18 protein-coding genes are annotated in these 22,128 nt (G+C 71.4%); 11 read left to right on the top strand and 7 right to left on the bottom strand.

The features are described from left to right. The first annotated feature begins 9 nt into the window (after nucleotides 1–9). The 3 genes from ABT254_RS23745 (at nucleotide 10) to ABT254_RS23735 (ending at nucleotide 5,267) form a co-directional block, all read left to right on the top strand. Nucleotides 10–1,365 carry a diacylglycerol/lipid kinase family protein gene (locus tag ABT254_RS23745; RefSeq protein ID WP_351473427.1) on the top strand — a complete coding sequence of 452 codons (1,356 nt, stop codon included), beginning with the start codon at nucleotides 10–12 and terminating at the stop codon, nucleotides 1,363–1,365. Between the two features lie 243 nt (nucleotides 1,366–1,608). Further along, nucleotides 1,609–2,463 (top strand): class II glutamine amidotransferase, encoded by an 855-nt coding sequence (locus ABT254_RS23740; protein WP_351473424.1) that lies wholly within the window; start codon nucleotides 1,609–1,611, stop codon nucleotides 2,461–2,463. 92 nt (nucleotides 2,464–2,555) lie between these two features. Further along, nucleotides 2,556–5,267, top strand: a complete 2,712-nt coding sequence (locus ABT254_RS23735; RefSeq protein ID WP_502972028.1) for a winged helix-turn-helix domain-containing protein — start codon at nucleotides 2,556–2,558, stop codon at nucleotides 5,265–5,267. A gap of 51 nt (nucleotides 5,268–5,318) precedes the next feature. Here the strand turns inward: ABT254_RS23735 and ABT254_RS23730 are convergent, their stop codons facing one another. Together ABT254_RS23730 and ABT254_RS23725 are read right to left on the bottom strand one after the other, a co-directional pair. Beyond that, nucleotides 5,319–6,767, bottom strand: a complete 1,449-nt coding sequence (locus ABT254_RS23730; RefSeq protein WP_351473419.1) for an MFS transporter — start codon at nucleotides 6,765–6,767, stop codon at nucleotides 5,319–5,321. A 40-nt stretch (nucleotides 6,768–6,807) separates the two neighbouring features. After that, nucleotides 6,808–8,655 (bottom strand): glycoside hydrolase family 15 protein, encoded by a 1,848-nt coding sequence (locus ABT254_RS23725; protein ID WP_351473416.1) that lies wholly within the window; start codon nucleotides 8,653–8,655, stop codon nucleotides 6,808–6,810. A 220-nt stretch (nucleotides 8,656–8,875) separates the two neighbouring features. On the opposite strand from ABT254_RS23725, the gene ABT254_RS23720 reads away from it, so the two are divergent. The 4 genes from ABT254_RS23720 to ABT254_RS23705 all read left to right on the top strand — a co-directional run bounded on the left by ABT254_RS23720 (nucleotide 8,876) and on the right by ABT254_RS23705 (nucleotide 11,087). Continuing rightward, a complete protein-coding gene (locus ABT254_RS23720; protein WP_351473413.1) occupies nucleotides 8,876–9,085 on the top strand; it encodes a DUF8691 family protein in 210 nt (69 codons plus the stop codon). Between the two features lie 256 nt (nucleotides 9,086–9,341). Continuing rightward, nucleotides 9,342–10,004: an HdeD family acid-resistance protein gene (locus tag ABT254_RS23715; protein WP_450748072.1), complete on the top strand. Its 663-nt coding sequence runs from the start codon at nucleotides 9,342–9,344 to the stop codon at nucleotides 10,002–10,004. A 159-nt stretch (nucleotides 10,005–10,163) separates the two neighbouring features. Then, complete coding sequence (locus ABT254_RS23710; protein ID WP_351473410.1) at nucleotides 10,164–10,631, top strand: SHOCT domain-containing protein; 468 nt, start codon at nucleotides 10,164–10,166, stop codon at nucleotides 10,629–10,631. Nucleotides 10,632–10,664: 33 nt separating this feature from the next. After that, on the top strand, nucleotides 10,665–11,087 hold the full coding sequence (locus tag ABT254_RS23705; RefSeq protein WP_351473407.1) for a DUF7144 family membrane protein: 423 nt from the start codon (nucleotides 10,665–10,667) through the stop codon (nucleotides 11,085–11,087). Nucleotides 11,088–11,271: 184 nt separating this feature from the next. Here ABT254_RS23705 and ABT254_RS23700 read toward each other — a convergent pair whose 3' ends face one another. Then, complete coding sequence (locus tag ABT254_RS23700) at nucleotides 11,272–12,024, bottom strand: DUF4232 domain-containing protein (RefSeq protein WP_351473404.1); 753 nt, start codon at nucleotides 12,022–12,024, stop codon at nucleotides 11,272–11,274. Between the two features lie 362 nt (nucleotides 12,025–12,386). Between ABT254_RS23700 and ABT254_RS23695 the strand changes: the two genes are divergently transcribed. Together ABT254_RS23695 and ABT254_RS23690 are read left to right on the top strand one after the other, a co-directional pair. Further along, the gene (locus ABT254_RS23695) at nucleotides 12,387–13,574 is read left to right on the top strand and encodes a macrolide family glycosyltransferase (RefSeq protein ID WP_351473401.1); all 1,188 of its coding nucleotides are present in this window, start codon (nucleotides 12,387–12,389) and stop codon (nucleotides 13,572–13,574) included. A gap of 243 nt (nucleotides 13,575–13,817) precedes the next feature. Next, a complete protein-coding gene (locus ABT254_RS23690) occupies nucleotides 13,818–15,002 on the top strand; it encodes a beta-ketoacyl-[acyl-carrier-protein] synthase family protein (protein WP_351473399.1) in 1,185 nt (394 codons plus the stop codon). A gap of 12 nt (nucleotides 15,003–15,014) precedes the next feature. On the opposite strand, the gene ABT254_RS23685 is transcribed toward ABT254_RS23690, so the two are convergent. The 3 genes from ABT254_RS23685 to ABT254_RS23675 all read right to left on the bottom strand — a co-directional run bounded on the left by ABT254_RS23685 (nucleotide 15,015) and on the right by ABT254_RS23675 (nucleotide 19,053). Further along, entirely contained in the window at nucleotides 15,015–17,174 is a 2,160-nt protein-coding gene (locus ABT254_RS23685; RefSeq protein ID WP_351473396.1) for an ATP-binding SpoIIE family protein phosphatase, read from the bottom strand. Between the two features lie 279 nt (nucleotides 17,175–17,453). After that, a complete protein-coding gene (locus ABT254_RS23680; RefSeq protein WP_351473393.1) occupies nucleotides 17,454–18,323 on the bottom strand; it encodes an alpha/beta fold hydrolase in 870 nt (289 codons plus the stop codon). Nucleotides 18,324–18,351: 28 nt separating this feature from the next. Further along, complete coding sequence (locus tag ABT254_RS23675) at nucleotides 18,352–19,053, bottom strand: SDR family oxidoreductase (protein WP_351473390.1); 702 nt, start codon at nucleotides 19,051–19,053, stop codon at nucleotides 18,352–18,354. A gap of 123 nt (nucleotides 19,054–19,176) precedes the next feature. Here ABT254_RS23675 and ABT254_RS23670 point away from each other — a divergent pair, with 123 nt between their 5' ends. Continuing rightward, complete coding sequence (locus ABT254_RS23670; RefSeq protein WP_351473387.1) at nucleotides 19,177–19,746, top strand: TetR/AcrR family transcriptional regulator; 570 nt, start codon at nucleotides 19,177–19,179, stop codon at nucleotides 19,744–19,746. On the opposite strand, the gene ABT254_RS23665 is transcribed toward ABT254_RS23670, so the two are convergent. After that, entirely contained in the window at nucleotides 19,747–20,550 is an 804-nt protein-coding gene (locus ABT254_RS23665; protein ID WP_351473384.1) for a TrmB family transcriptional regulator, read from the bottom strand. A gap of 261 nt (nucleotides 20,551–20,811) precedes the next feature. On the opposite strand from ABT254_RS23665, the gene ABT254_RS23660 reads away from it, so the two are divergent. Next, entirely contained in the window at nucleotides 20,812–22,059 is a 1,248-nt protein-coding gene (locus ABT254_RS23660) for a S53 family peptidase (protein WP_351473381.1), read from the top strand. Nucleotides 22,060–22,128: the final 69 nt, after the last annotated feature.

Genomic DNA, 22,128 nt, shown 5'->3' with positions numbered 1-22,128 from the left:
GGAGGTCGCATGAAGTGGGCAGCACTCGTGAGGAGACGCCCGGCTCCGCGCTGGACAGCGCGCCTGTCCCTGGCCGCGGGAACGGCGGCCGCGGTGGTCCTGCTGCTGTTCGCCGGGCTCCAGAGCGTTCTGCTGGTGGGAGTGGGGCTGGCCGGGCTGGTGATCGCGGCCGCGGGTGTGTGGTGGGCGCTGGCCCGCACCGGCCCGGCCAGGGCGCTGGCCGTCGTGCTCGCCCTCGGCTCGCCCGTCGCCGTGGTCGTGCTCTACGCGGTGTCCGGACTGCTGTGGGTTGCGCTCGTCTCGCTCGCGCTGTGGGTGCTGGCCGTCCTCAGCGGCCGGACCGCGCTGGCCGCCGACCGTGGGCCGACCGGTGTTCGGGAACGCGCGGTCGCCTCCCCCCGGCGACCGTTCCTCATCATGAACCCGCGCTCGGGCGGCGGAAAGGTCGGCAGCTTCCATCTGGAGGAGAAGGCGAAGGACCTCGGCGCGCAGGTCGTCGTCCTGGACCCGGCCCATCACCAGGACGTGGCCGCGCTCGCCCGGCAGGCCGCCGACGAGGGCGCCGACCTGCTCGGCGTCGCCGGAGGCGACGGCACCCAGGCCCTGGTCGCGGGAGTGGCGGTCGAGCGCGGGCTGCCGTTCATGGTGATCTCCGCCGGTACCCGCAACCACTTCGCCCTGGACCTCGGCCTGGACAGGGAGGATCCCTCACTGTGCCTGAACGCGCTCACCGACGGCGTCGAACTCCGCATCGACCTGGGCTATGTCGGCGACCGGGTCTTCGTCAACAACGCCTCCTTCGGCGCCTACGCGACCGTCGTCCAGAGCCCCGCGTACCGCGAGGACAAGGCCCGCACCGCCCTCCAGCTGCTCCCGGACCTGCTGACCCGTCACAGCGGCCCGCGCCTCACCGTCCACGCGCAGACCGCGGACGGTGAGGCGGTCATCGAGGCACCACAGGCCGTACTGGTCAGCAACAACCCCTACCGGACGGACGATCCGGCGGGGCTGGGACGTCGCGAGCGGCTGGATTCCGGTGTTCTCGGGGTGCTCGGCGTCAAGGTCGACAACGCCGCACAGGCGGCCGGGATGCTCCGCGGCAGGCGTTCACCCGGCCTCGTCTCACTCACCGCCCAGGACGTCGTGGTGGCCGCGGACGCGCCCAGCGTTCCCGTGGGCGTCGACGGTGAGGCCCTCGTCCTGCGGACCCCCGTCCACTGCCGGATCGAGCCGCGCGCCCTCCGGGTACGCGTGCCCCGCCACCGTCCCGGTGTCCCCCCTGGCAGACCCGCCATGAACTGGCGCCAGGTGGGGCGGCTCGCGAGGACGATGGGACGGACCGCGGCGGGGCGTCGCCCCCACTGAGGCCCCGGCGTGATGCGGCCCGCGTGCCCCGGGGGCGCGCGCAAGCGATACTGCTGAGTACATGCCGGATTCGCTTCCGTCCGCCCCCGCATCGCGGAACGCCGCATTCAGCGTCGTCGGGGGCGTCGATGTCGCTCTTCACGCCCGCGCCGCGTCGGCCCCTCAGCACCGCACAGCCACCGATCAGCGGCCTCTGCGAAGGCGGCGAAACGGCTGTTGACCCCAGGAGTGGAGGGATCCCAGATGTGTCGCTGGATCGCCTATTCGGGCACCCCCGTCCTTCTCAGCCAGGTTCTGCTGAAGCCGGCCCACTCTTTGATCGACCAGAGTCTGCACTCCCGTATGGGGGTGGAGACGACCAACGGCGACGGCTTCGGAATCGGCTGGTACGCCCAGGACACGGCCGACACTCCGGCGATCGTGCGAGACGTGGGGCCGGCTTGGAACAACCGCAATCTGCGGGAGGTCGCCCAGCACGTGCGCTCGGGTCTCTTCTTCGCCCATATCAGGGCGGCGACCGGGACAGCCGTGCAGCAGTCCAACTGCCATCCCTTCCGCAACGGCCGCTGGATGTGGATGCACAACGGGATGATCGACGGATTCCGCCTCCTGAGGCGCGATCTCGCCCTGGCCGTCGATCCGGCGCTGTACCCCGACATCGAGGGGTCCACCGACTCCGAGCTCATGTTCTTCCTCGCCCTGACCTTCGGCCTGCCGGAGAATCCGCCCGAAGCCGTGGCACGCATGGCGGGCCTCGTCGAGAGAACGGGGCACGCGCACGGCGTCCGGCACCCGCTCCAGATGACCGTCGCGGTGGCCGACGGCGAGCGCGTATGGGCCTTCCGCTACTCCAGTGAAGGGCGCTCACGGTCGTTGTACTTCAGTACCAGGGTGGACACCCTGCGCGCACTCCACCCGGACGCGGAGTACCTCCGGGACATCTCCGACGAGACCCGCCTCGTCGTGTCCGAACCACTGGGCGACCTCCCCGGCGCCTGGAACGAGGTACCGGAGAACAGCTACGGCGTCATCCAGCCGGGCAATGACATGATCGGCACCTTCCGGCCCGACCTCCAGGACGGCTCGGTCCCGGGCTGACCAGCACGCACGTCCCTGATCCCGCGCGCGGGAGCAGGAACACTGGGATGCTGGAGGAAAGAGCGCTGCCCAGGACGCGACTTCGACGGACAGTGGTGGTGAGCGCCGTGGCCGATGCCGACGACCGTGCTCGAGGACCGACCGATCCCACTGGTGTGGGCGTCGATCCTCTGGGGGACCCGTTTCTCCGCACCCGGATCGCGCCGCCGTCGAGGCCGGCGACATACCTGCGGCGGCAGCGGCTCGTCCGGCACCTGGATCAGGCTCTTCGGACGCCTTTGACCCTGGTCAACGGAGCGGCCGGAACCGGAAAGACCCTGCTGACCGCCGACTGGGCCGCCGGACTGCGGGAGCCGGTCGCCTGGCTCACCGCTGAGGAGGGGGACGTGCGTCCCGGTGTGTTCTGGGCGTACGTCCTGAAGGCTCTGGGCACGTGCGGTGTGCCGGCCGCCGGTGCCCTCGGGCTTCTGACCGAGGCGGCCGGGGTGGACCACAGGGTGCTGGCGACACTCGCCGCCGAACTGAACGAACTGGACCAGCCCCTCGTGGTCGTGCTCGACGAGTACGACCGCGTGACCGCCCCCGAGGTGGCGGAGCAGCTGGAATTCGTCCTGCACCACGCCGGCCCGGGCCTGCACCTGGTCCTCGTCACCCGCACGGAACCCCTGCTGCCGCTGCACCGCTACCGGACGGCCGGCGAACTGACGGAGATCCGCGCGGCGGAGCTGGCCTTCACCCCCGAGGAGGCCGTCGCCCTGCTGGAGCTGCACGGTCTGAGCCTGCCGGTCCACGCCGCGCACGCCCTGGTGGACCGCACCCGGGGCTGGGCCGCCGGCCTGCGCCTGTGCGCCCTGGCCGCGCGGGAGAGCGCCGACCCGGAGCTGTATCTGAAGGAGTTCGAGGCGGGCCGCAGTACGGTCGCGGACTTCCTGCTGGCCGAGGTGCTCAAGCGGCAGACGGACGAGGCGCAGGACCTCCTGCTGCGCGTCAGCGTCCTGCAGCGTTTCTGCCCGGACCTGGCGAACGCGCTGACCGGGCGGACCGATGCCGAACCCATTCTCGTCGGACTGCACCGCGCGAACGCGTTCGTCGAGCACCTCGGACACTCGTGGTACCGGCTCCACCCGCTGTTCGGGGAGATACTCCGGGCCCATCTGCGGGTGCGCCTGCCCGGGCTGGAGCCCGAACTCCACCGGCGGGCCGCGCGGTGGCTGCTCAGCTGCGGATCCCTCCCGGAGACACTGGCTCACGGCGCGGCCTCGGGCGACTGGGATTTCACCGCCGGTGCCCTCGTCGACGACCTGGCGATCGGACAGCTCTTCACCGGCCTGCGCTCGGATGACCTGGACCAGTTGTTCGCCGGGATGGACCTCGAGGCCACCGGCCCCGCGACGGACCTCGTGCGGGCGGCCCGCGACCTGTCCCGGTGCGATGTCGAGCGCGGTCTCTCCCACCTGCACCAAGCCGAGGAGCGGTTGGCCTCGGCGCCTGTCGGGCCGGCCGCGAAACTGAGCTGTGCGCTGCTGGAGGCACTGGCCGCCCGGCTGACCGGTTCTCCGGAACGGGCCGAGAAGGCCGCGGAGGCGGCCGATGAACTCCAGCGGGAGGTCCCCGGACATCTCCTGGACAAGCATCCCGAAGTCACCGCGCTCCTGCTGACCCATCTGGGCTCCACACGCCTGTGGGCCGGGCGCTTCGAGGACGCGCGGGCCGCCTTGACCACGGTGGCCGGTACTCCTGGCGGATCGTCCACCGTGCTCCCCCGTGAGGAGTCGATGGGACACCTGGCACTGATCGACTACCTGAACGGCTGGATCGGCCGCGCGGAGCGCAAGGCTCTGGCGGGGGTCTCCGAGGCGGGGCGGCTCGGTCCGTCCCAGCCGTGCGCCTCCGGACCGGTCGCGGGCACGGGCATAGGACTGCTGGTGCTCGCCGCGGTGGCCGTCGACCGCGACGAGCTGGACCGGGCCCAGGCTCTCCTCGACGAGACGGACCTGCTCTCCTCCACGGCACACGATCCGGTGATGGCCGCGGGACAAGCCATGGCCAGGGCTCGTCTGCTGCTGCTCCAGGGCAACGCACGTACGGCCGTCGAGGCGGCGCACCCGGACGTCCGCGCCGTCGTGCCCTCGCCCTGGGCAGCGGGTCACGAGGCGCTGGTCGCCTCCGCCGCGCATTTGGCCGAAGGGCGGCCGGACCGGGCCGCCGAGGTGCTCCAGGGGGTGTCCGGTGACCAACCGGCATGTGCCGTGGAGGCCGCGCGGACGCTGCTCGCCGCGGGCCGTCCGTCAGCGGCGGTCGACCTGCTCGACAGCATCGCGGTGCTCCGGGGCCGGACCGGGCCTGCGGTGTCCGTTCGGGGCGGCCTGGTCAGAGCCCGGGTCGCGGACGCGGCGGGGGACACGGCGACCGCCCGCAGGCTCGTCGAGCAGGCACTCCTCGATGCCCGGCGCGAGCGACTTCGCAGACCGTTCCTCGACGCCCGGCCGTGGATCAGCTCCTTCCTCTCCACCGAGCCACTGCGCGAGCTGGCTGCGGGCTGGCTCACGCCTGGTCCGTCACGACCGGGCGAGCCGGCCGCGGTCGGTGAGCGGCCCCTGTCGCTCGTCGCGGCGGGGCTGAGCCGACGCGAGCACGACGTTCTGGAGCGGCTGGCCGCGATGATGTCGACCGAGGAGATCGCCGCCGACCTCTGTGTGTCGGTCAACACGGTGAAGACCCACCTCAAGAGCGTCTACCGGAAGCTGGGGGTGAACCGGCGCAACGAAGCGGTGCGCCGGGCGCGCGACCTCGAACTGCTGTGAACCGGCGTCGGTGAACGGGCCGACGAGCGACTTGCGGGTATCTGGGGCCGGTTACCGATGTGGTCCCGGCGTCTGCCGGAGGTCGGCCGGGTGGTGGCCCGCGGTCGGCGCGGTGGTACGGGGAAGGAAGGCGGCGGCGGTCAGGCCGCCGAGCCCCACGACACCGAGGACGGCCATCGCGCAGGCGTAGGCGTTCTTCGACAGGCCGGCGACGAGGATGGTGCCGGCGATGGCGGTGCCGAAGGACGAGCCGAGGTTGGAGACGCTGCGGGACAGACCGGAGATCTCGCCCTGGCGTTGCTCGGGAAAGGCGGACTGGACGACGTTGACGGAGGGAGTCAGCATCACGCCGAGCCCGAGGCCGATCAGCAGCAGGCCCGGGGCGAACCCCCACGGTCCGGAGGAGCCGGCGACAAGACCGATCAGAACGCCGATCCCCGCGACGGCCACGGCGAACCCGCTCATGATCAGTGAGCGCTGCGGCCATCGTTTCGCGAGGCGCTCGGCGGCGAGCGAGGAGACGAGCAGGCCGAGGGTGGCCGCGGTGAAGATCACGCCCGTGTCGACGGCGTCGTAGCCGCGGACGACCTGCAGGAACGCGGCGACGGTGAACGACGTGCCCATGAGCACCAGCCACTGGGCGTTCTGGGTGATCAGGCCGAGATTGGACGTGCGGTTGCGGAACAGGCCGGTCGACAGCAGCGGCTCCCGCCCGGCCTTCTCCTCTCTGCGGACCCACCGCAGGAACCAGACCAGGACGAGGGTCCCGGCCGCCAGCAGCGCGGCCATCAGCCAGAGGTTGTTGTCGGCGGCGAGGATTCCCGTGACGATCAGTACGAGGCCGGCCGCCGAGAGCGCGGCGCCGGGGCCGTCGAAGTGCCGCCCCGGATCGGGCGGCAGCGGGTCTTCGAGCGAGAGGCTCAGGACGACGATCAGCACGATCACCAGGGCCTGGAAGACGAACGCGGCCCGCCAGCTGATCGCCGAGGTGATCAGACCGCCGATCAGCGGACCCGCCGCCGCGCCGATGCCGCCGGCCGCCATGACGATGCCGAAAGCGCGTGCGCGTGAGGTCAGGTCGGCGAAGAGCAGCGTGGTGAGGATGTAGACCGGCGGGATCAGCAGAGCGGTGCCGACGCCCTCGAGGATCGAGTTGCCGAGGATCAGCACGCCGAGGCCGGGCGCCACCGCGCTGAGCACGGCACCGATCCCGTACACGACGAGGCCGGTCAGGAAGCAGCGCCTACGGCCGAGGATGTCGGTCAACTTGCCGCCGGGGATCATCAGCGCGGCCATGACCAGCAGGAAGATCGTGATGGCGACCTGGACGCCCTGGACGGTCGTGTCGAGGTCGTGGCTGATGTCGTTGATCATCACGTTCATGTTCGACCCGGCGAAGCTGCAGATGAACTGCGCAAGGGCGAGCGGGGCCAGGGCCCGCCGGTGGGAACCGGCCTGCGGCGGAGGGCGGGTGCCGACTGGGGGTCTCTGCGCGGTCATGGTCCCTGCGCTCCCTCGCGTCGTGTCGTACGCCCGGCGGTCAGCGGGCCGCGTCCTCTGCCCGGTCGAGTTTCTCGTCGAGCGCGATCGCGGCGTCGATGAGGGCCAGGTGGGTGAACGCCTGGGGGAAGTTGCCGAGTTGCTCTCCGGACGGCCCGATCTCCTCGGCGAACAGACCCACATGGTTGGCGTAGGTGAGCATCTTGTCGAAGGCGTAGCGGGCCTGGTGGATACGGCCGGACTTGGCGAGTGCCTCGACGTAGAGGAAGCTGCACAGGTTGAAGGTGCCCTCGGAGCCCAGCAGCCCGTCGGGGGAGGCGGCCGGGTCGTAGCGGTAGACGAGGCTGTCGCTGACGAGTTCCTCGTCCATGGCGTCGAGGGTGGACAGCCAGTCGGGGTCGGTGGGGGCGAGGAAGCCGACGTGTGGCATGAGCAGCAGGGAGGCGTCGAGGACGTCCGTGTCGTAGTGCTGGACGAAGGCACGGCGCTTCTCGCTCCAGCCGCGGTCCACGATCTGCTGGAAGACGCTGTCGCGGGCGGCCAGCCAGCGGTCGAGGTCGGCGGGGCGTGAGTGGGTGGTGGCCAGGCGGACGCCGCGGTCGAAGGCCACCCAGGTCATGAGTCGGCTGTAGGTGAAGTCATGGCGGCCTCCGCGGGTCTCCCAGATGCCCTCGTCGGGACGGTCCCAGTGGTCGGCCAGCCAGTCCAGAAGGCCGCCGAAGGCCTTCCAGCCCCGGATGCCGCCGATGTCCTCGGCCTGGGCGAGGGCATAGGCCGCCTCACCGTAGATGTCGAGCTGGAGCTGGTCGGCGGCCGCGTTTCCGGCCCTGACGGGTGCCGAACGGCGGTACCCCTCCAGGTGGTCGAGGACCTCCTCGACCAGGTGGGGTTCGCCGTCGACGCGGTACATGATCTGGAGCGGTTCGCCGGATGCGGACGTACCGGCATCGAGGCGGTCGCGCAGCCAGCGGCGGAAGGCGCCCGCCTCGTCGGTGAAACCGAGGTCGATCAGTGCGCGGACGGAGAGCGAAGCGTCCCGGATCCAGGTGTAGCGGTAGTCCCAGTTGCGTTCGCCGCCGACCTGCTCGGGCAGTCCCATCGTGGCGGCGGCGATCGGGGCGCCGGTGGGGCCGTAGGTGAGGAGTTTGAGGGTGATCGCGGAGCGTACGACCATCTCGTGCCAGCGGCCGCGGTAGCGGCAGGAGCGCAGCCAGGACAGCCAGAACGTGCGGCAGTCGTCGAAGGCCGCGGCGGTCGCCTCGGCGTCGGGAGCCGGGCCGCCGGGCCGCCCGCTGCGGGCGGAGGCGTCGCCGCTCTCGCTGGTGAGGACGATCGCGGCCAGTTCACCGGCGTGCAGGGTGAAGCGGGCGGTGACGTCGCTGCCGTCGGGGTGGAGGTCGACCGGGGCGGTGGCCTGCAGATGCAGGTCCGTGTCGGGGCCGTGGAAGACGACGGACCCGTCGTCGAGGCGGTCCAGGGAGTGCGCCGCTCGGCCGTAGTCGAAGCGCGGCCGGCAGATCAGCTCGAACGGCAGGCTGCCGCGCACCACACGGGCCACCCGGATCAGGCGGTGCAGGGCGGAGGGGGTCGTCGACGGGTTCGGCTCCATGAAGTCGGCGACCTCGCCGACGCCGTCCGGGGCCATGTAGCGGGTCACCAGGATGGCGGTGTCGGCAAGGTAGAGCTGGCGGACGGTGACCTCGTCACCGGGGTCGGCGGCCAGCCGGCAGTGACCGCCGCGGTCGCTGTCGAGCAGGGAGGCGAACACGCTGGGAGAGTCGAACCTCGGGGTGCACCACCAGTCGACGGTGCCGTCGGCGGCGATCAGCGCCGCGGTCTGAAGGTCGCCGACGAGCCCGTGATCGGCGATCGGGGGGTAGTCGTCCATGGCTTCTCCTCGTATGGCACGACGAGCGTCTCCACCGCGGCTCGGCCGGTGCCGCAGGGCCGGGGCCCCGGCCCGCGCCGTCGGATATCACACGAGATCACACATGCACCGGGCGGCGGGTCACCTGTACCGGGTGAGGTCCGGCCAGGCAGGGGGGTGGACGATCGCAGGGAAGGGCGCCGTCCGCCTGCCCCCCACGCCGTCCGCGGGAGAACTGCCCATGCGCTACGAGATCCGCGTCGAGGGACACATGTCGGAAACGCTGACCAAAGCCTTCCCGGAGTTGGGCCACGTGGTGATGTCCGGTCAGACAGTCCTGTTCGGCCCCGTCGTGGACGAAGGGCACCTCTACGGGCTGCTGGCCCGCTTGCAGTCGCTGGGACTGCGCGTCCTGGAGATGCGGCGACTGCCGGAGGACCGGGCCGACTGACGATCCCGAGACGAGAGCAGCCGGGTCTGGGTGGTGACTCGGGGACCCGAGCCGGGAGGGGGACGGCTCAGTCCCGGCCGGTGGGCGCCCGCGACCGGGTTCCGCGCCCTGCTCACCACGGTGGTGCCGCCCGATCACCCGCCGTGGGTGACCCGCCGGTCGGCCGGCCGGCGGGACGCTGAGGCAGCCAGGGGTTCCCACGCACCGTCCCGTCGGCGGTCCGGGAGCGACCCGCACGATCGCGCGAGGAGGAGCCATGACCATGTCGCGTGATCCGGCGTCGCCTGCCGAACCGGAACCCCCTGCCGACGGGGCGGCCCCCCGCCCGGTGAGTGAGGCCGAGGACGTACTGGCGCGACTGGGCCGCTCGTGGACCTGGATCCTGGGCTCGGCGGTCGCGACGCTGGTGCCGGGCGTCATCGTGCTGGTCTGGCCGGACGAGACCCTGCACATCCTGGCTGTCCTCATCGGCCTGCACCTGCTGGTGACCGGGGCGTTCCGGTTCGTGACCTGCTTCGGCCGGGAGGAACACGGCGAACGGCTCCCGGGGCTGCTGCTGGCCGTGCTGTACGTCCTGGCCGGGGTGCTGTGCCTGCGGAACCCGCTGCAGACCATCGCCGCGCTGTCCTTGATCGTCGGCGTCGTCTGGCTGGTGTCCGGCGTTCTCACCCTCTACACGTGCATCGCCGCCAAGGACATGCCGCACCGCGGCGTCGTCCTGGGCGTCGCGCTGCTCGGCATCGTCGCGGGGATCGTGGTGCTCGCCCTGCCGGCTGAATCGGCCCGCGCCCTGACCCGGCTGCTCGGCCTGTGGCTCGTCCTGCTCGCTCTGGCCGAAGCCGCGGTCGCCCTCGCATGGCGGGCCGCGCTCCGAAGGGCGCGCGGCCCAGGCTCCGACGGCCCCTCCGCGACGACCTGACGACCGGCCCCTGAACCGACCGCGGGAGCACGTCGACCGGGCGGACCGGACGGCCCGCACGCTCACCCACGAAGGGTGAGGCACCGCGCCCTGGCCCCTGCCCACACTGAAGCGAGCACGCAATGGCGTCCGGGCGAGCGCCCGGGATGGAGGAGTGAGATGAGCGCGCAGACGTACCTGGCGTACGACTACCCCATGCTGAGCGTCTTCTGGAGCATGCTCCTGTTCTTCCTGTGGATCATGTGGTTCGTCCTGCTCTTCCGCGTCATCGTCGACATCTTCCGTGACGACGACATGAACGGGTGGGCGAAAGCGGGCTGGCTGGTGTTCACCATCGTCCTGCCCTTCCTGGGTGTCTTCGTCTACGTGATCGCCCGCGGCAAGAACATGGGCCGCCGAGAGATAGCGCAGGCCCGAGCACAGCAGGACGCCTTCGACGCCCGCATCAGGGAGGCCGTGGGCGACCAGGGGCAACGCAGCAGCGTCGAAGAACTCGCCAGGCTGTCCGAGATCCGCGCTCGCGGCGACATCACCGACGAGGAGTTCAGCAAGGCGAAGGAACTGGTCCTGTCCGGCCACGGGCCGGCCAACGGCTCGGGCACCACCCCCTCCGCCCACGGACGCTGACACGCGCAGGACGACACGCGAAGGGGCACCGGCATGACCGCGACACACACACGGCAGGCGGACGCGACGAAGCAGGGGTGGGCCGGGGGGCTGACGGCCTTCGCGGGCGTCATGCTCATCCTCGTCGGCCTGCTCGACATCTTCCGGGGCATCATGGCCATCGCCGAGGACGACATCTTCCTCACCACACGGAACTATGTCTTCGAGTTCGACCTGACCGGCTGGGGCTGGGTTCACCTCGCCCTGGGCGCGGTCGCCGTCATCGTCAGCCTCGGGCTGTTCCAGACCGCGACATGGGCGCGCGTCACCGGCGTGGCCATCGCCGGACTCGTCATCATCGCCAACTTCCTCTCCCTGCCGTACTACCCGGTGTGGTCCGTCGTGATGATCGCGCTCTCCGGGTTCATCATCTGGGCCCTGTGCGTGGTCCGGCCCGACGAGTCCCTCGACATGTGAATGACTCAGCAGTAGGGCCGGCGGTCGGACCCCCGCCTCCTCGGCCACGCGGCTCGTGCTGCCCATGACGACGACCTGGAAGGCGGCGCCGACGTAGGCCGTGAGGAAGCGGGTGATCCTGCGCATGGTGGGTGCCTGCCTTCCGCGTCGGTGAGGTGCTGGTCGTCGAACTGGCGCCGACGGGTCACCAGTTGGTGGCGTCGTTCATCTCCTGCTGCCAGTACGTGACCTTGATCGAGTCGTCGATGTGGACGCCCTGGGCGGGCAGCGACGGGTGGGCGGCGGTGCCGACACTCCCGCTCATGGAGCGGCCCTGGAAGTAGACGGTCAGGGACTTCGCGGTGTGGCCGCTGCCGCTGCCGCTGCCGCCGTCGGTGGCGGACAGGCTGATGGCCGCGTATCCGGACTGGCCCGGATCGAGCGTGACGACGGCCTGCGGCTGCGAGTCCTCGATGACCGGAGGAACGGACTGGGCGTCGGTGAACCGGACGGCCGGGTAGCCGTAGAGGAAGCAGGTCCTGCTGCCCGTGTTGGTCACCGTGAGCAGCATGTGGTTCACCGGGCGGTTCAGGGGGGCCGCGACCGTCTTGGTGTTGGACCCCTCGCAGGTGACCGGCCTGCCTGCCGAGCCGGGCACCTTCGATGCCGAGGTGCCGCCGGCGGGCTTCGAACCGGTGCTGGATCCGGTGGTGGACCCGCCGCCGGAGGAGCCCGAACCCGTGGAGCCGGTGGAGCCCGTGGAGCCGGTCGACCCCGTGGAGCCGGAGGCCGCGCCCGGCGAAGTCGCACCGGACGAAGCGCTCGTGGAGGGCGTCGCCGCCGCGCCCTCGTCGTGGGCGCCCGTTCCGTTGTTGCACGCGGTCAGGGAGAGCGCGGCGAGAACGGCGGTTGTGGCGGCGGCTGCGAGACGGGTGCGGGAGGTACGGAGACCGGACATGTTGCTGTGCCCCTTCGGAGTTCGGGTGGTGGTGCTGATCGGATGACCGAAGCATGTGAGGCGATCCGTCCCAACGGCCACGCCCAGCGGGGAGTTGGGGACGATGGAACACCGAAACGCACTCTGACCTGGGAGAACAGGGCCACCCTGGAACGGGGGAATGGGATGCGGCGACCGCCGGGAACGGGTGCCGGGGGTGGTGGCTGCACTCGCCGCCACCGTGATCGCGAGCCCCCGGAGCCGACGTCCCGCGGCCGGCCGCGGCGTGCGCGCGTGGGCGGTTGGGGGTGAGGAGTGCGTTGCTCAAGCGGGCTTCCTGGCGTTGCTGTGTCGTAGAGACCTCTATCCAAGGAAGTCCTGACATGCCCCGTTCTGCTCATATCGCCATGGTCGGTACGCCTCTGGTCGGGCATGTGCTGCCCAGCCTGGAGATCATCCGTGAGCTTGTGGCGCGCGGTCATCGCGTGACGTACGCCAACGCCGGCCCCCTCGCCGAGCCGGTCGCCTCCACCGGCGCCGAGGTGATCGGCGTCACGTCCACCCTCACGGTCGCCGGCCAGGACTGGCCGCAGGATCCCATCGGATCCGCCTCCCGCTTCCTCGACGAGGCGATGGCCGTACTGCCACAGCTGCACGCCGTGTACGACGACGATCCCGCCGACCTCTATCTCTACGACGTCGGCGCGTACGCGGGCCGCGCGCTGGCCGAGGCGCAGGGCCGCGGCCATGTGCAGCTGGCCGCGGGGCATGTGGCCTGGGAGGGCGTCCGGGAGGAGATCGCCGCGGCATACGCCCAGCTGCCCAACGGCCCCGCGTACCGGGCGCGGTTCGCCGACTGGCTGGTCCGGTGCGGTGCGGTGACCACGGACGTGGAGGAGTTCACCGGCCGCCCGGAGCGAGTGCTCGCCATGATCCCGCGCGCCCTGCAGCCGTACGCGGAACGTGTCGACACCGAGGCGGTGACGTTCGTCGGCCCGTGCCTCGGCGTCGACCGGGAGCAGGACGGCTGGACGCGGCCCGCCGAGGCGAAGAAGGTGCTGCTGGTGTCGCTGGCCGGCTCGGCGTACCACGGAGCGCAGGAGATCTACCACCAGTGTGTGGCCGCGTTCACGGATCTGCCGGGATGGCATGTGGTGTTGCAGACGGGCAGTGCCGGCGATCTGGGCGAGCGGGTCCCCCGTAACTTCGAAGTCCGGCCGTGGACCTCGCCGTTGACCGTTCTCGAGCAGGCGGACGTGTGGGTGGCGCACACGGGGACGGACAGCAGCAGCCTGGGCCTGTGCACCGGTGTGCCGATGATCGCGGTGCCGAACGGCCCCGGCCAGTCCCTGCACGCCGACCGGCTCGTCGAACTGGGCGTCGCCCGCCGGGTAGACGCCGTGGACGTCACGGCGGCGGCACTGCGCACCGCCCTGATGGAGCTCATCGGTGATCCCCAGGTCGCCGCGCGCTCGGCCTGGCTGTGGTCCGAGGTCCGCGCCGAGGGCGGCACCCGCCGCGCCGCCGATCTGATCGAAGAGCAACTGGCCGGTGACAGGGCGAGTTGCTGACGCGACGTATATACCCAAAGGGGACAAATACCCCTACATGTGCGCCGTCTCACGCACACCAATAACCAGCCAAGTTGTCCAGATCACAGCGTAAATGCCCATTTGGCGTCCATCCTCGAAGCGGCTCAAGAAGCCCGAAGTGGAGCGGAACGCCATTTACTTGGACACAACGCGCCCAAGTGGCCCATGACTCGGCGTTCGTGGCGTTCCGCCTCGCCCCCTCCCCCGGAGAAAGGTGCCACCATGGCCGCTTACCTGTGCCCGCCTGCCGTGATACACGGCGAACACACCGTGCAGACCAGCCAGATCGTGGCGGAGGTGCGCGGTCGCCACCCGGACGCGGCGTGGGCGCCGCGCATCGACGGCATCGCGGCCAGTACGGGCATCGAATCCCGAGGGTGGATGCTGCCGTTGGAGGCCGCCGTCGCGCCCGGCAACGGGGGCGGTCTGCCGGCTGCGGGCATCGGGCCGGCCCGGGAGGCACTCGCCGGTGACGGGTTCACCGAGCAGGACGTCGACCGCGTGATAGCCGCCCTGGAGGCGATACCCGCGCCGCAGACCGTCCAGGAGCGCACCGCGCCGGCGTGGGCGGCCGTGCAGTCCTGCGGGGAGCGTGCGGCGCGCGGGGCCCTGCAGATCGCGGGCCTGGACACCTCGGACGTCGACTGTCTGATCACCAGTCACTCCACCACCCCGGCACTGCCGGGGCTGGACGTCGCCCTCGCCAACAAGCTCCCGCTCCGGGACGACGTACTGCTGCTGCCGGCCACGCAGTGGGCCTGCATCGCCGGGACCCGTTCCCTGGCGCTGGCGGCGGATCTCGTGGCCGCGGACCCCGACCGGGTGGTCCTGGTCGTGATCGCGGAGGCGCTGAGCACGACGTACCAGCCCGCCGACGACACCCTGGAGTCCCTGATCGTCCGGCTGCTGTTCGCGGACACCGCGGTCGCCGCGGTGGTCACGGGCCGCCCCCGGCCCGAGTCGGCGCTGCGGCTGGACGCCTCCTGGAACCACACCCTGCCCGGCACCCAGGACCTGCACCGCCTGGAGACCCGCGAGGACGGCACCCACTTCGTGATGGACCGGCGCGGACCGCGCGCCGTACAGGAGACCGTCACCGCGATGTGGGAGTGGCTGCGCCTGCGCTACCAGGACGACCCCGACTCCTGGCACCCCGACGTCCTGCTCGCGCACCCCGGCGGGACGCGCGTGCTGGAGTACATGGAGCAGACGATGCCCGACGGGTGGCCGTCGGGGCTGCTGGACTACAGCCGGGACAGCTACACCACCGGCAACCGCGGAGGCGCCGCCGTGTTCGACATCATGCGCAGGGCCTGCGACGCCGGGCAGGAACCGGGCAGTCGTGCCGTCCTGTACGCGGCGGCCCCGGGCCTGACGACCACCGCCCTGGAAGGCGAGTGGCTGTAGGGCCCGTCCGCGTCACCTCTCGACCGACGCCCAGACCACCTTGCCGGTGTCCGTCCAGCGCACCCCCCACCGGGTGGTGAGTCCGTGCACGACGTGCAGGCCGCGACCGCCGTCGTCGAGGAGCCCGCCCCGGCCCAGCCGCGGCCTGCCGTTGCCGGTGTCGCCCACCTCGCACAGCAGCCCGTGGCCGGTCCTGATCAGCCGGACCGTGACAGGTCCGGCGGCGAAGCGGACCGCGTTGGCGACCAGTTCGTCGACCACCAGCAGCACCCTGTCCTGGGTCTCGTCCCTGATACGCCACTGCCCCAGCAGCGCGGAGACCAGGGCCCGGGCCCTTGCCGCCGCGTCGACCCGGGCGGGCAGCCGCCAGGTCGCGGTGTCCCCCTTGCGGTAGCCGATCATGCGCGCGAGCAGCAGGGTCACGTCGTCGCGCCGGTGCACGGGCGCCAGCGCGGAGACCACGCGCCGCGCGGCCTGTTGCAGGGAGTCCCAGGGGTGCACCGTGGCCACGGCGTCCGCAAGCCTGCCGATGCCCTCGTCGATCGACAGCTCGGGATCCTCCACCAGGCCGTCGGTGTAGAGGGCGAGCAGCGAGCCCGGGGGCGCGGCGAACGCGTGCACCTCGTACGGCTCCCGCAGCGCGAACTCGGCGCCCAGCCCGGGGTGCGTGCGTACGGCGACCGGGCCGGCGGGTCCGCCCGGGGGCATCAGGACCGGAGGGAGGTGGCCGGCGCTGGCCAGCGCCACATGGTGGCCGACCGGGTCGTACACGGCGATGCAGCAGGTCGAGCCGAGGGCGCTGTAACCGGCCGCGAGCCCCGACTCCGCGTCGTCCAGCAGCGACACCGTCTCGTCCAGGTGCTCCAGCACCTCGTCGGGCGCCAGCCCCGCGGACAGCAGCGCGCGGGCCTCCATGCTCAGCTGCCCCATGGTCGCCGCGGCTCCCAGACCGTGCCCGACGACGTCACCGACCACCAGCGCGGTACGGCCGTCCGGCAGCGGAAAGCTGTTCACCCAGTCCCCGCCGACGCCCGCGCTGTCGGGGGTGGCGGGCTGGTAGACGCTGGCGGTCTCGATGGTGTCGCCGGCGGACCGGGGCAACAGCCGGCGCTGCAGCGCCAGCACCTGCGTGTGCTCGCGCTGGTGCTGACGGGCCAGGTCGACATGGTGGGAGGTCCTGGCCACCAGCTCCTGGAGGTCGAACAGCTCGCCGTCCTCGAAGGGGCGGTCCGCCCGCCGCCAGACCTCCGCCACCCCCAGAACGACGGGCGGCGTGCCGTCCAGGACGAGCGGTATGCACGCCACGGCCTCCGCCTGGTCACCGGGCACCAGGGCACGCACCAGCCGCGGGCTGCCGAGCACCCGCTCGATCGACTCCCGGTCGGGTATGACGATGGCCTGCGCTGCGTCGTCACGCCGTATCGCCTGGGACAGCAGGCGGCTCGCGTCGCCGGGAAGGTCGTCGCCCGGCGTCAGGAAGCCGTCGGGCCACGCCCGGTCCGGCACCAGGGCCGCCCGCCGCAGCCGGATGCGGTCCTGCGGCTGCCCCGTGACCACCTCGCCCGTCCATACGGCGAAGTCGAGGTCGATGGCGGTCACCTCGCCCCAGGCCAGCAGGGACTGGGCCAGGGACTGCGCGGTCTCGCCGATGTCCAGCGAGGTGCCGATCGCGGTCTCGGCGGCGTACAGGTGCAGCCTCCTGGCCATGGCGATCAGCGAGACGGTCAGACCCTCCTGGGGCTCCGCGGCGGCCAGGATGCTCATCGAGACCACCAGCTCCGACCCGTCGCCGCGGCGCAGGCGCTGCACCCGGGCGACATGCGGCTCACCGGTCTCCAGGACCTGCCGCAGCCGCCGCGTGACCGTCGGTACGTCCCAGGGAGGCAGAAGGTCGACGAAGGGTTTCCCAATCACGGCCTCCACGCCCGCGAAGACGGGGGCGTCCAGGTTGCAGCGGGTGATTCTCAGGTCACGGTCCAGGCTGACCGCGCCGAGGATCTGCTCGGGACGGCCGGGGGCCGGATCGGTGTCCTGGCGTCGGCCGGCGGCGCTGTCGTCCTGCTGGTCGGCGGCACCGGCGGCCTCCGCTCCCTCACCCGGCATGTACCGCGCCAAAGCGCCGCTGACCATGTCGAACGGCGACGCGGACGAAGGGGAGGGGGTGGAGTCCATGCGGCTCTCTCAGCTCGCTCGCCGGCCCCGGCACAGCGCCGGGGTCGTATCAGAACCCGGGCGACAGGGCCCCGAGATTCCTGACCGCACAGCTCATTCAATAACACCCGGGGCCCCTTCGCCCACACCAGCGGATCACCCGCCCTGGGGTCGATACGACCGGCGACCGGCGTTCACCGGCAGCCGTCGCCTGCGCGCGCCGGTGCGCCGCCGGTACGTCAGGCGGCCGTGTCCGGGTGCCCGGCCCGAAACGTCGCCGTCCTTCGTCGTCTGCGATGATCACTCCGCCCCGTTCAGCAGGTCGGCCGGCACGTCGGGCCGTTCCAGGGCGATGAAGTGGCCGGCCTTCGGCACCTGCGTGAACTCGGCGGCCGGCAGCAGCCGCCGGTTGGCCTCCCGGTCCGAGGGCCGGGACCAGTCGTTCTCGCCGTAGACGAGGTGGACGGGCGCTTTGACCTCCGGATAGCGCGAGCGGGCCGCGATGAGGCTGGGCAGGGCCTGGAACACGGCCCGCGCGACGGTCGGGTAGCCGGGGCGGGTGCCCACCTGGAGGAGTTCGTCGACGTAGTCCTCGCGCAGTGCGGTCCTGTCGCCGAGGCCGCCCTGAAGGATCTTGCGGAGGGCGGGCCTGGGTTCGACCCCGGCGATCACCGGACCCACTCCGGGCGCGAGGACCCCGCTGACCACCACACGGGCGAGGAGTCCGGAGCGGGCGATCCCGCCACGGAAGTCGTACGCGTTCACCGCGACGACCCGCCGGACCCGCTCCGGGAGATCGGCCGCCGTGGTCAGGGCGAGCACCGCCCCCATGGACTCCCCGACCAGCGTCACGTCGTTCAGGTCGAGTTCGGTCAGCAGCCGCACGACGCCCGCGCGCATCGCCGGCTCGTCGTACGACGCCCCGGGCACGATCTCGGAGTGGCCCATCCCCGGCAGGTCGAGCGCGTACACGGTGTACCGGTTGGCGATCAGCGGGATGAGGTGGCGGAAGTGCTCGGCCTGCGTACGCACGGTGTGCAGCAGGACCACGGGCGCACCGCTGCCCGCCTTGAGGTAGCGCAGCCGTCCCTCACGGTCGCCGCGAGGGGGGATCGTGTGGCTGGTGGTCCCCGGGATGCGGATCGTGGGAGGTGACTCCTGGGCGGGCATCTCGCCGGCTCCTCGTGTGTGAAGGGGCTTACTTCGCCAGCTGGGCGTACAGCCCCGCCAGGTCTCCCGCCAGACCCGCCTTGACCTGCCGCGAGATGTCGTCGGCGAGCACCTCGTACGCGTCCGTCTCGACGCCGTCGAGAGCGAGTCGGGCGACGTCACGGGGGTCGGACTTGGGTGCGTCGACGTCCGCCGCGAGGTCCGTGTCCACGTAACCCACGTGCAGTCCGGTGACACCGATGCCGCGCGGCAGAAGCTCCAGGCGCAGGGAGTTGGTCTGCGACCACAGGGCGGCCTTGGAGGCGCTGTAGGAGCCGCCGAGGGCCAGCCAGGACAGGACGGAGTGCACGTTCAGGATGTGGCCGCCGCCGTTGCGCTCGATGACCGGCACGAAGGACCGGGCGACCAGGAGCGGGCCGTAGAAGTTGGTCTCGAACTCACGGCGTACGTCGTCCACCGGGGAGCCGAGGAAGGACGCGCCGACCGCGGCACCGGCGTTGTTGATCAGCACGGTGACGTCCTGGGCCTGTGCGGCGGCCGCCGCCACCGAGGCCGGGTCGGTGACCTCCAGCGCCACCGGGACCGCGTCGGGGTGCGTCACGCCGCGCGGATCGCGGGCCGTGGCGTAGACCTTGCCGGCACCACGCTCGTACAGCTCCTCCACCAGCGCCTTGCCTATGCCACGGCTGCCGCCGGTGACGAACACGTTCGCGCCCTTCAATGCGGTCATGACTTCCTCCGGAGAAAGAGAAACCGATCGGTTTCCAGCCACGGTAAACCGATCGGTTTCCAAGCGCAAGCCACCGGAAACCGATCAGTTTTCATTCCGTCGGAATCGAGCTAACCTCGCAGGATGACCACCGAGGCGAAGCAGAGCCCCCGAGAGCGGCTGCTCGAGGCGGCGGCCGCGCTCACCTACCGAAAGGGCGTCGGTATCGGCGTGGACGCCCTGTGCAAGGCGGCGGGGGTGTCGAAGCGCTCCATGTACCAGCTGTTCGAGAGCAAGGACGAACTGCTGGCGGCGAGCCTGGAGCAGCGCGCGGCCGCCTATGTGACGACGCTCCTGCCCGCGCCGGACGACGACCGTCCGCCCCGGGAGCGGATCCTGCATGTCTTCGAGCGGGTGGAGTCGGAGTCGGACGCGCCCGGGTTCCGGGGCTGCCGGTATCTGGCCGTCCAGATCGAGCTCAAGGACCAGAGCCACCCCGCAAGCCGGGTCGCCCACCGGGTCAAGGAGAACCTGACCGGCTTCTTCCGCACCGAGGCCGAGAAGGGCGGGGCGAGCGATCCCGACCTGCTGGCCCGTCAGCTCAGCCTGGTCTTCGACGGCGCCAGTGCCCGCGCGGGCATCGGGGCGGACAAACTGCCGGGGCTCGTCGCACCCACGGTGACCACCCTGCTCGACGCGGCGGGCATGCGCTGATCACGGCCCGGCCGCGGCGGCCTCCCACACGGTGTGGAAGGCCAGCCGCAGACAGGCCGCGAGGGCCGGGTGCTCGATGAAGAGGGTGGTGGTGGAGCCCGCGCCGGCCACCGGGTCGGGCATGTCGCACAGGACGAGGGAGGCGTCGGCTATGACGAGCTTCAGCGGCAGTTCGGCGGCGAAGCGGGCCTCCTCCCCGGCGGCGGCGAAGCGCCGTACGTGCTCCGCCGTCTCGGGGTCGGCCAGGGCGTCGTCGAGGTAGATCGCCCGGACGGTGCCGCCGGAGTGGTGGAGCCGGCGGACCACCGTGATGCCCTCGGCGTTGTCCGCGGGCGCGACGAACGGCGGTTTGCAGAAGGTGAGAAGTTCGTGCCGCGCCTGCCGCTGGATGTCGGCGAAGCGCTCGGCGATCGCCTTGGGGTCGCGCAGGATCTCGATGTAGTCCAGCGGATCGGTGTGCTCCCGCCCCTGGGAGAAGAGCGGTTGCAGCACACCGGCCAGCCCCTGCGAGACCCGCTCCAGGCGCTCGACGGACTCGCGCTGGCGCGCCATCAGCCGGGCCAGGGCCAGTTCGGGCGTGACGGCGGAGTACGTGGCCACGCGGCCGGGGTGGGAGGTGGCCAACTGCCGCCGTATCAGCGCGTCCAGCACGTCGTAGACGCGTTGGCGCGGCACGTCGGCCTCCCGGGCGACCTCGGCGGCCGTGTAGGAACCACGCCTGACGAGTGCCAGGTAGACCCGTGCCTCGTACCGGGCCAGACCCAGCGACATCAGGTCGTTGATGGTTCCGTCTTCAAGCTCCATGGCTGCACAAGGTACCTGTCCCCGCAGTGGAGTTGGAGGCCAAGGTTTTACCAACCCGCACTGTTCTCTTCGGCAAACTGTCAATAACCTCATGGGCAGCCACCACTGACCGGGGTGGCAGTCAACACCATGCCCGGAACAGGGCTCCCCACTCGGCCACCCCCAACGGAAACCGCTTGTCATGCACCTGGCATAAGTCAGGGCGTGGGCGCTTCCGGCCGCCGACACGGAGCCACCCATCCCCCCACGGAGGGCAGTTCATTGAGTTCTCACCGCAGAAGGAACCTGATACGCCGCGGCGCGCCCGCACTGCTGTCGGCAGCGGCCCTGATCACCGGCGGCCTGGCCGTCGCCGCGCAGTCCTCGGCCTTCGCGAACACAACCATCGCGACGCCCGCCGCCACCACGGTGCACACGCACCGGCTCTGTTCGCAGCCGAGCAGGCCCGGCTACATGGCGTGCCAGGCGGAGGTCCGCACCGACCTCAGGACGCAGAAGTCGCTCGGCCGCCACGACACCCCGAAGGGCTTCGGACCGGCCGATCTACAGGCGGCCTACAACCTGCCCAAGGACGCCGGCAAGGGTGCCACGGTCGCGATCGTCGACGCGAACGACGACCCCAACGCCGAGAAGGACCTGGCGGCCTACCGCTCCCAGTACAACCTCCCGGAGTGCAGCACGGGCAACGGCTGCTTCAAGAAGATCGACCAGGACGGCGGCACGAACTACCCGGCGCCGGACGCCGGTTGGGCCGGTGAGATCTCCCTCGACGTCGACATGGTCAGCGCGGCCTGCCCGCAGTGCCACATCCTGCTCGTCGAGGCCAAGTCCGCAGGCATGGACGACCTCGGCGCGGCTGTGAACCAGGCCGTCAAGCAGGGCGCCAAGTACGTCTCCAACAGCTACGGCGGCAGCGAGGAGGCCGCGGACACCGCCTCGGACGACCAGTACTTCAAGCACCCGGGCGTCGCCATCACCGTCAGCTCCGGTGACAGCGGCTACGGCGTCGAGTACCCGGCCGCCTCGCAGTACGTCACCGCCGTCGGCGGCACCTCGCTCAAGAAGGACAGCAGCACCCGCGGCTGGTCCGAGTCCGTCTGGGGCAAGTCCGCCGGCGGCGACGGAGCGGGCTCGGGCTGCTCGCAGTTCGACGCCAAGCCGTCCTGGCAGAAGGACAGCGGCTGCGCCAAGCGCGCCGTCGCCGACGTCGCGGCCGTCGCCGACCCGGCCACCGGACTCGCCGTCTACGACACCTACCAGGCCGCCGGCTGGAACGTGTACGGCGGCACCAGCGCCTCCGCGCCGTTCATCGCCGGCGTGTACGCCCTCGCGGGCGCTCCCGGCGATGACGTTCCGGCCGCGTACCCCTACGCCCACCCGGACAAGCTGAACGACGTCACCGACGGCGCCAACGGGTCCTGCAGCGACTACCTGTGCAAGGCGGGCAAGGGCTTCGACGGCCCGACGGGCCTCGGCACGCCGAACGGTGTCGCGGCCTTCACCAAGTAACTCCACCAAGTAACCCCACCGAGCAGCGCCGGCCACGCGAGCGGGCCCAGGTCGATGACCTGGGCCCGT

Origin of the sequence: Streptomyces sp. NPDC001137 (assembly GCF_040298885.1) — a bacterium.
Classification (GTDB): domain Bacteria; phylum Actinomycetota; class Actinomycetes; order Streptomycetales; family Streptomycetaceae; genus Streptomyces.
This window is presented reverse-complemented; position numbering and strand designations above follow the sequence as displayed.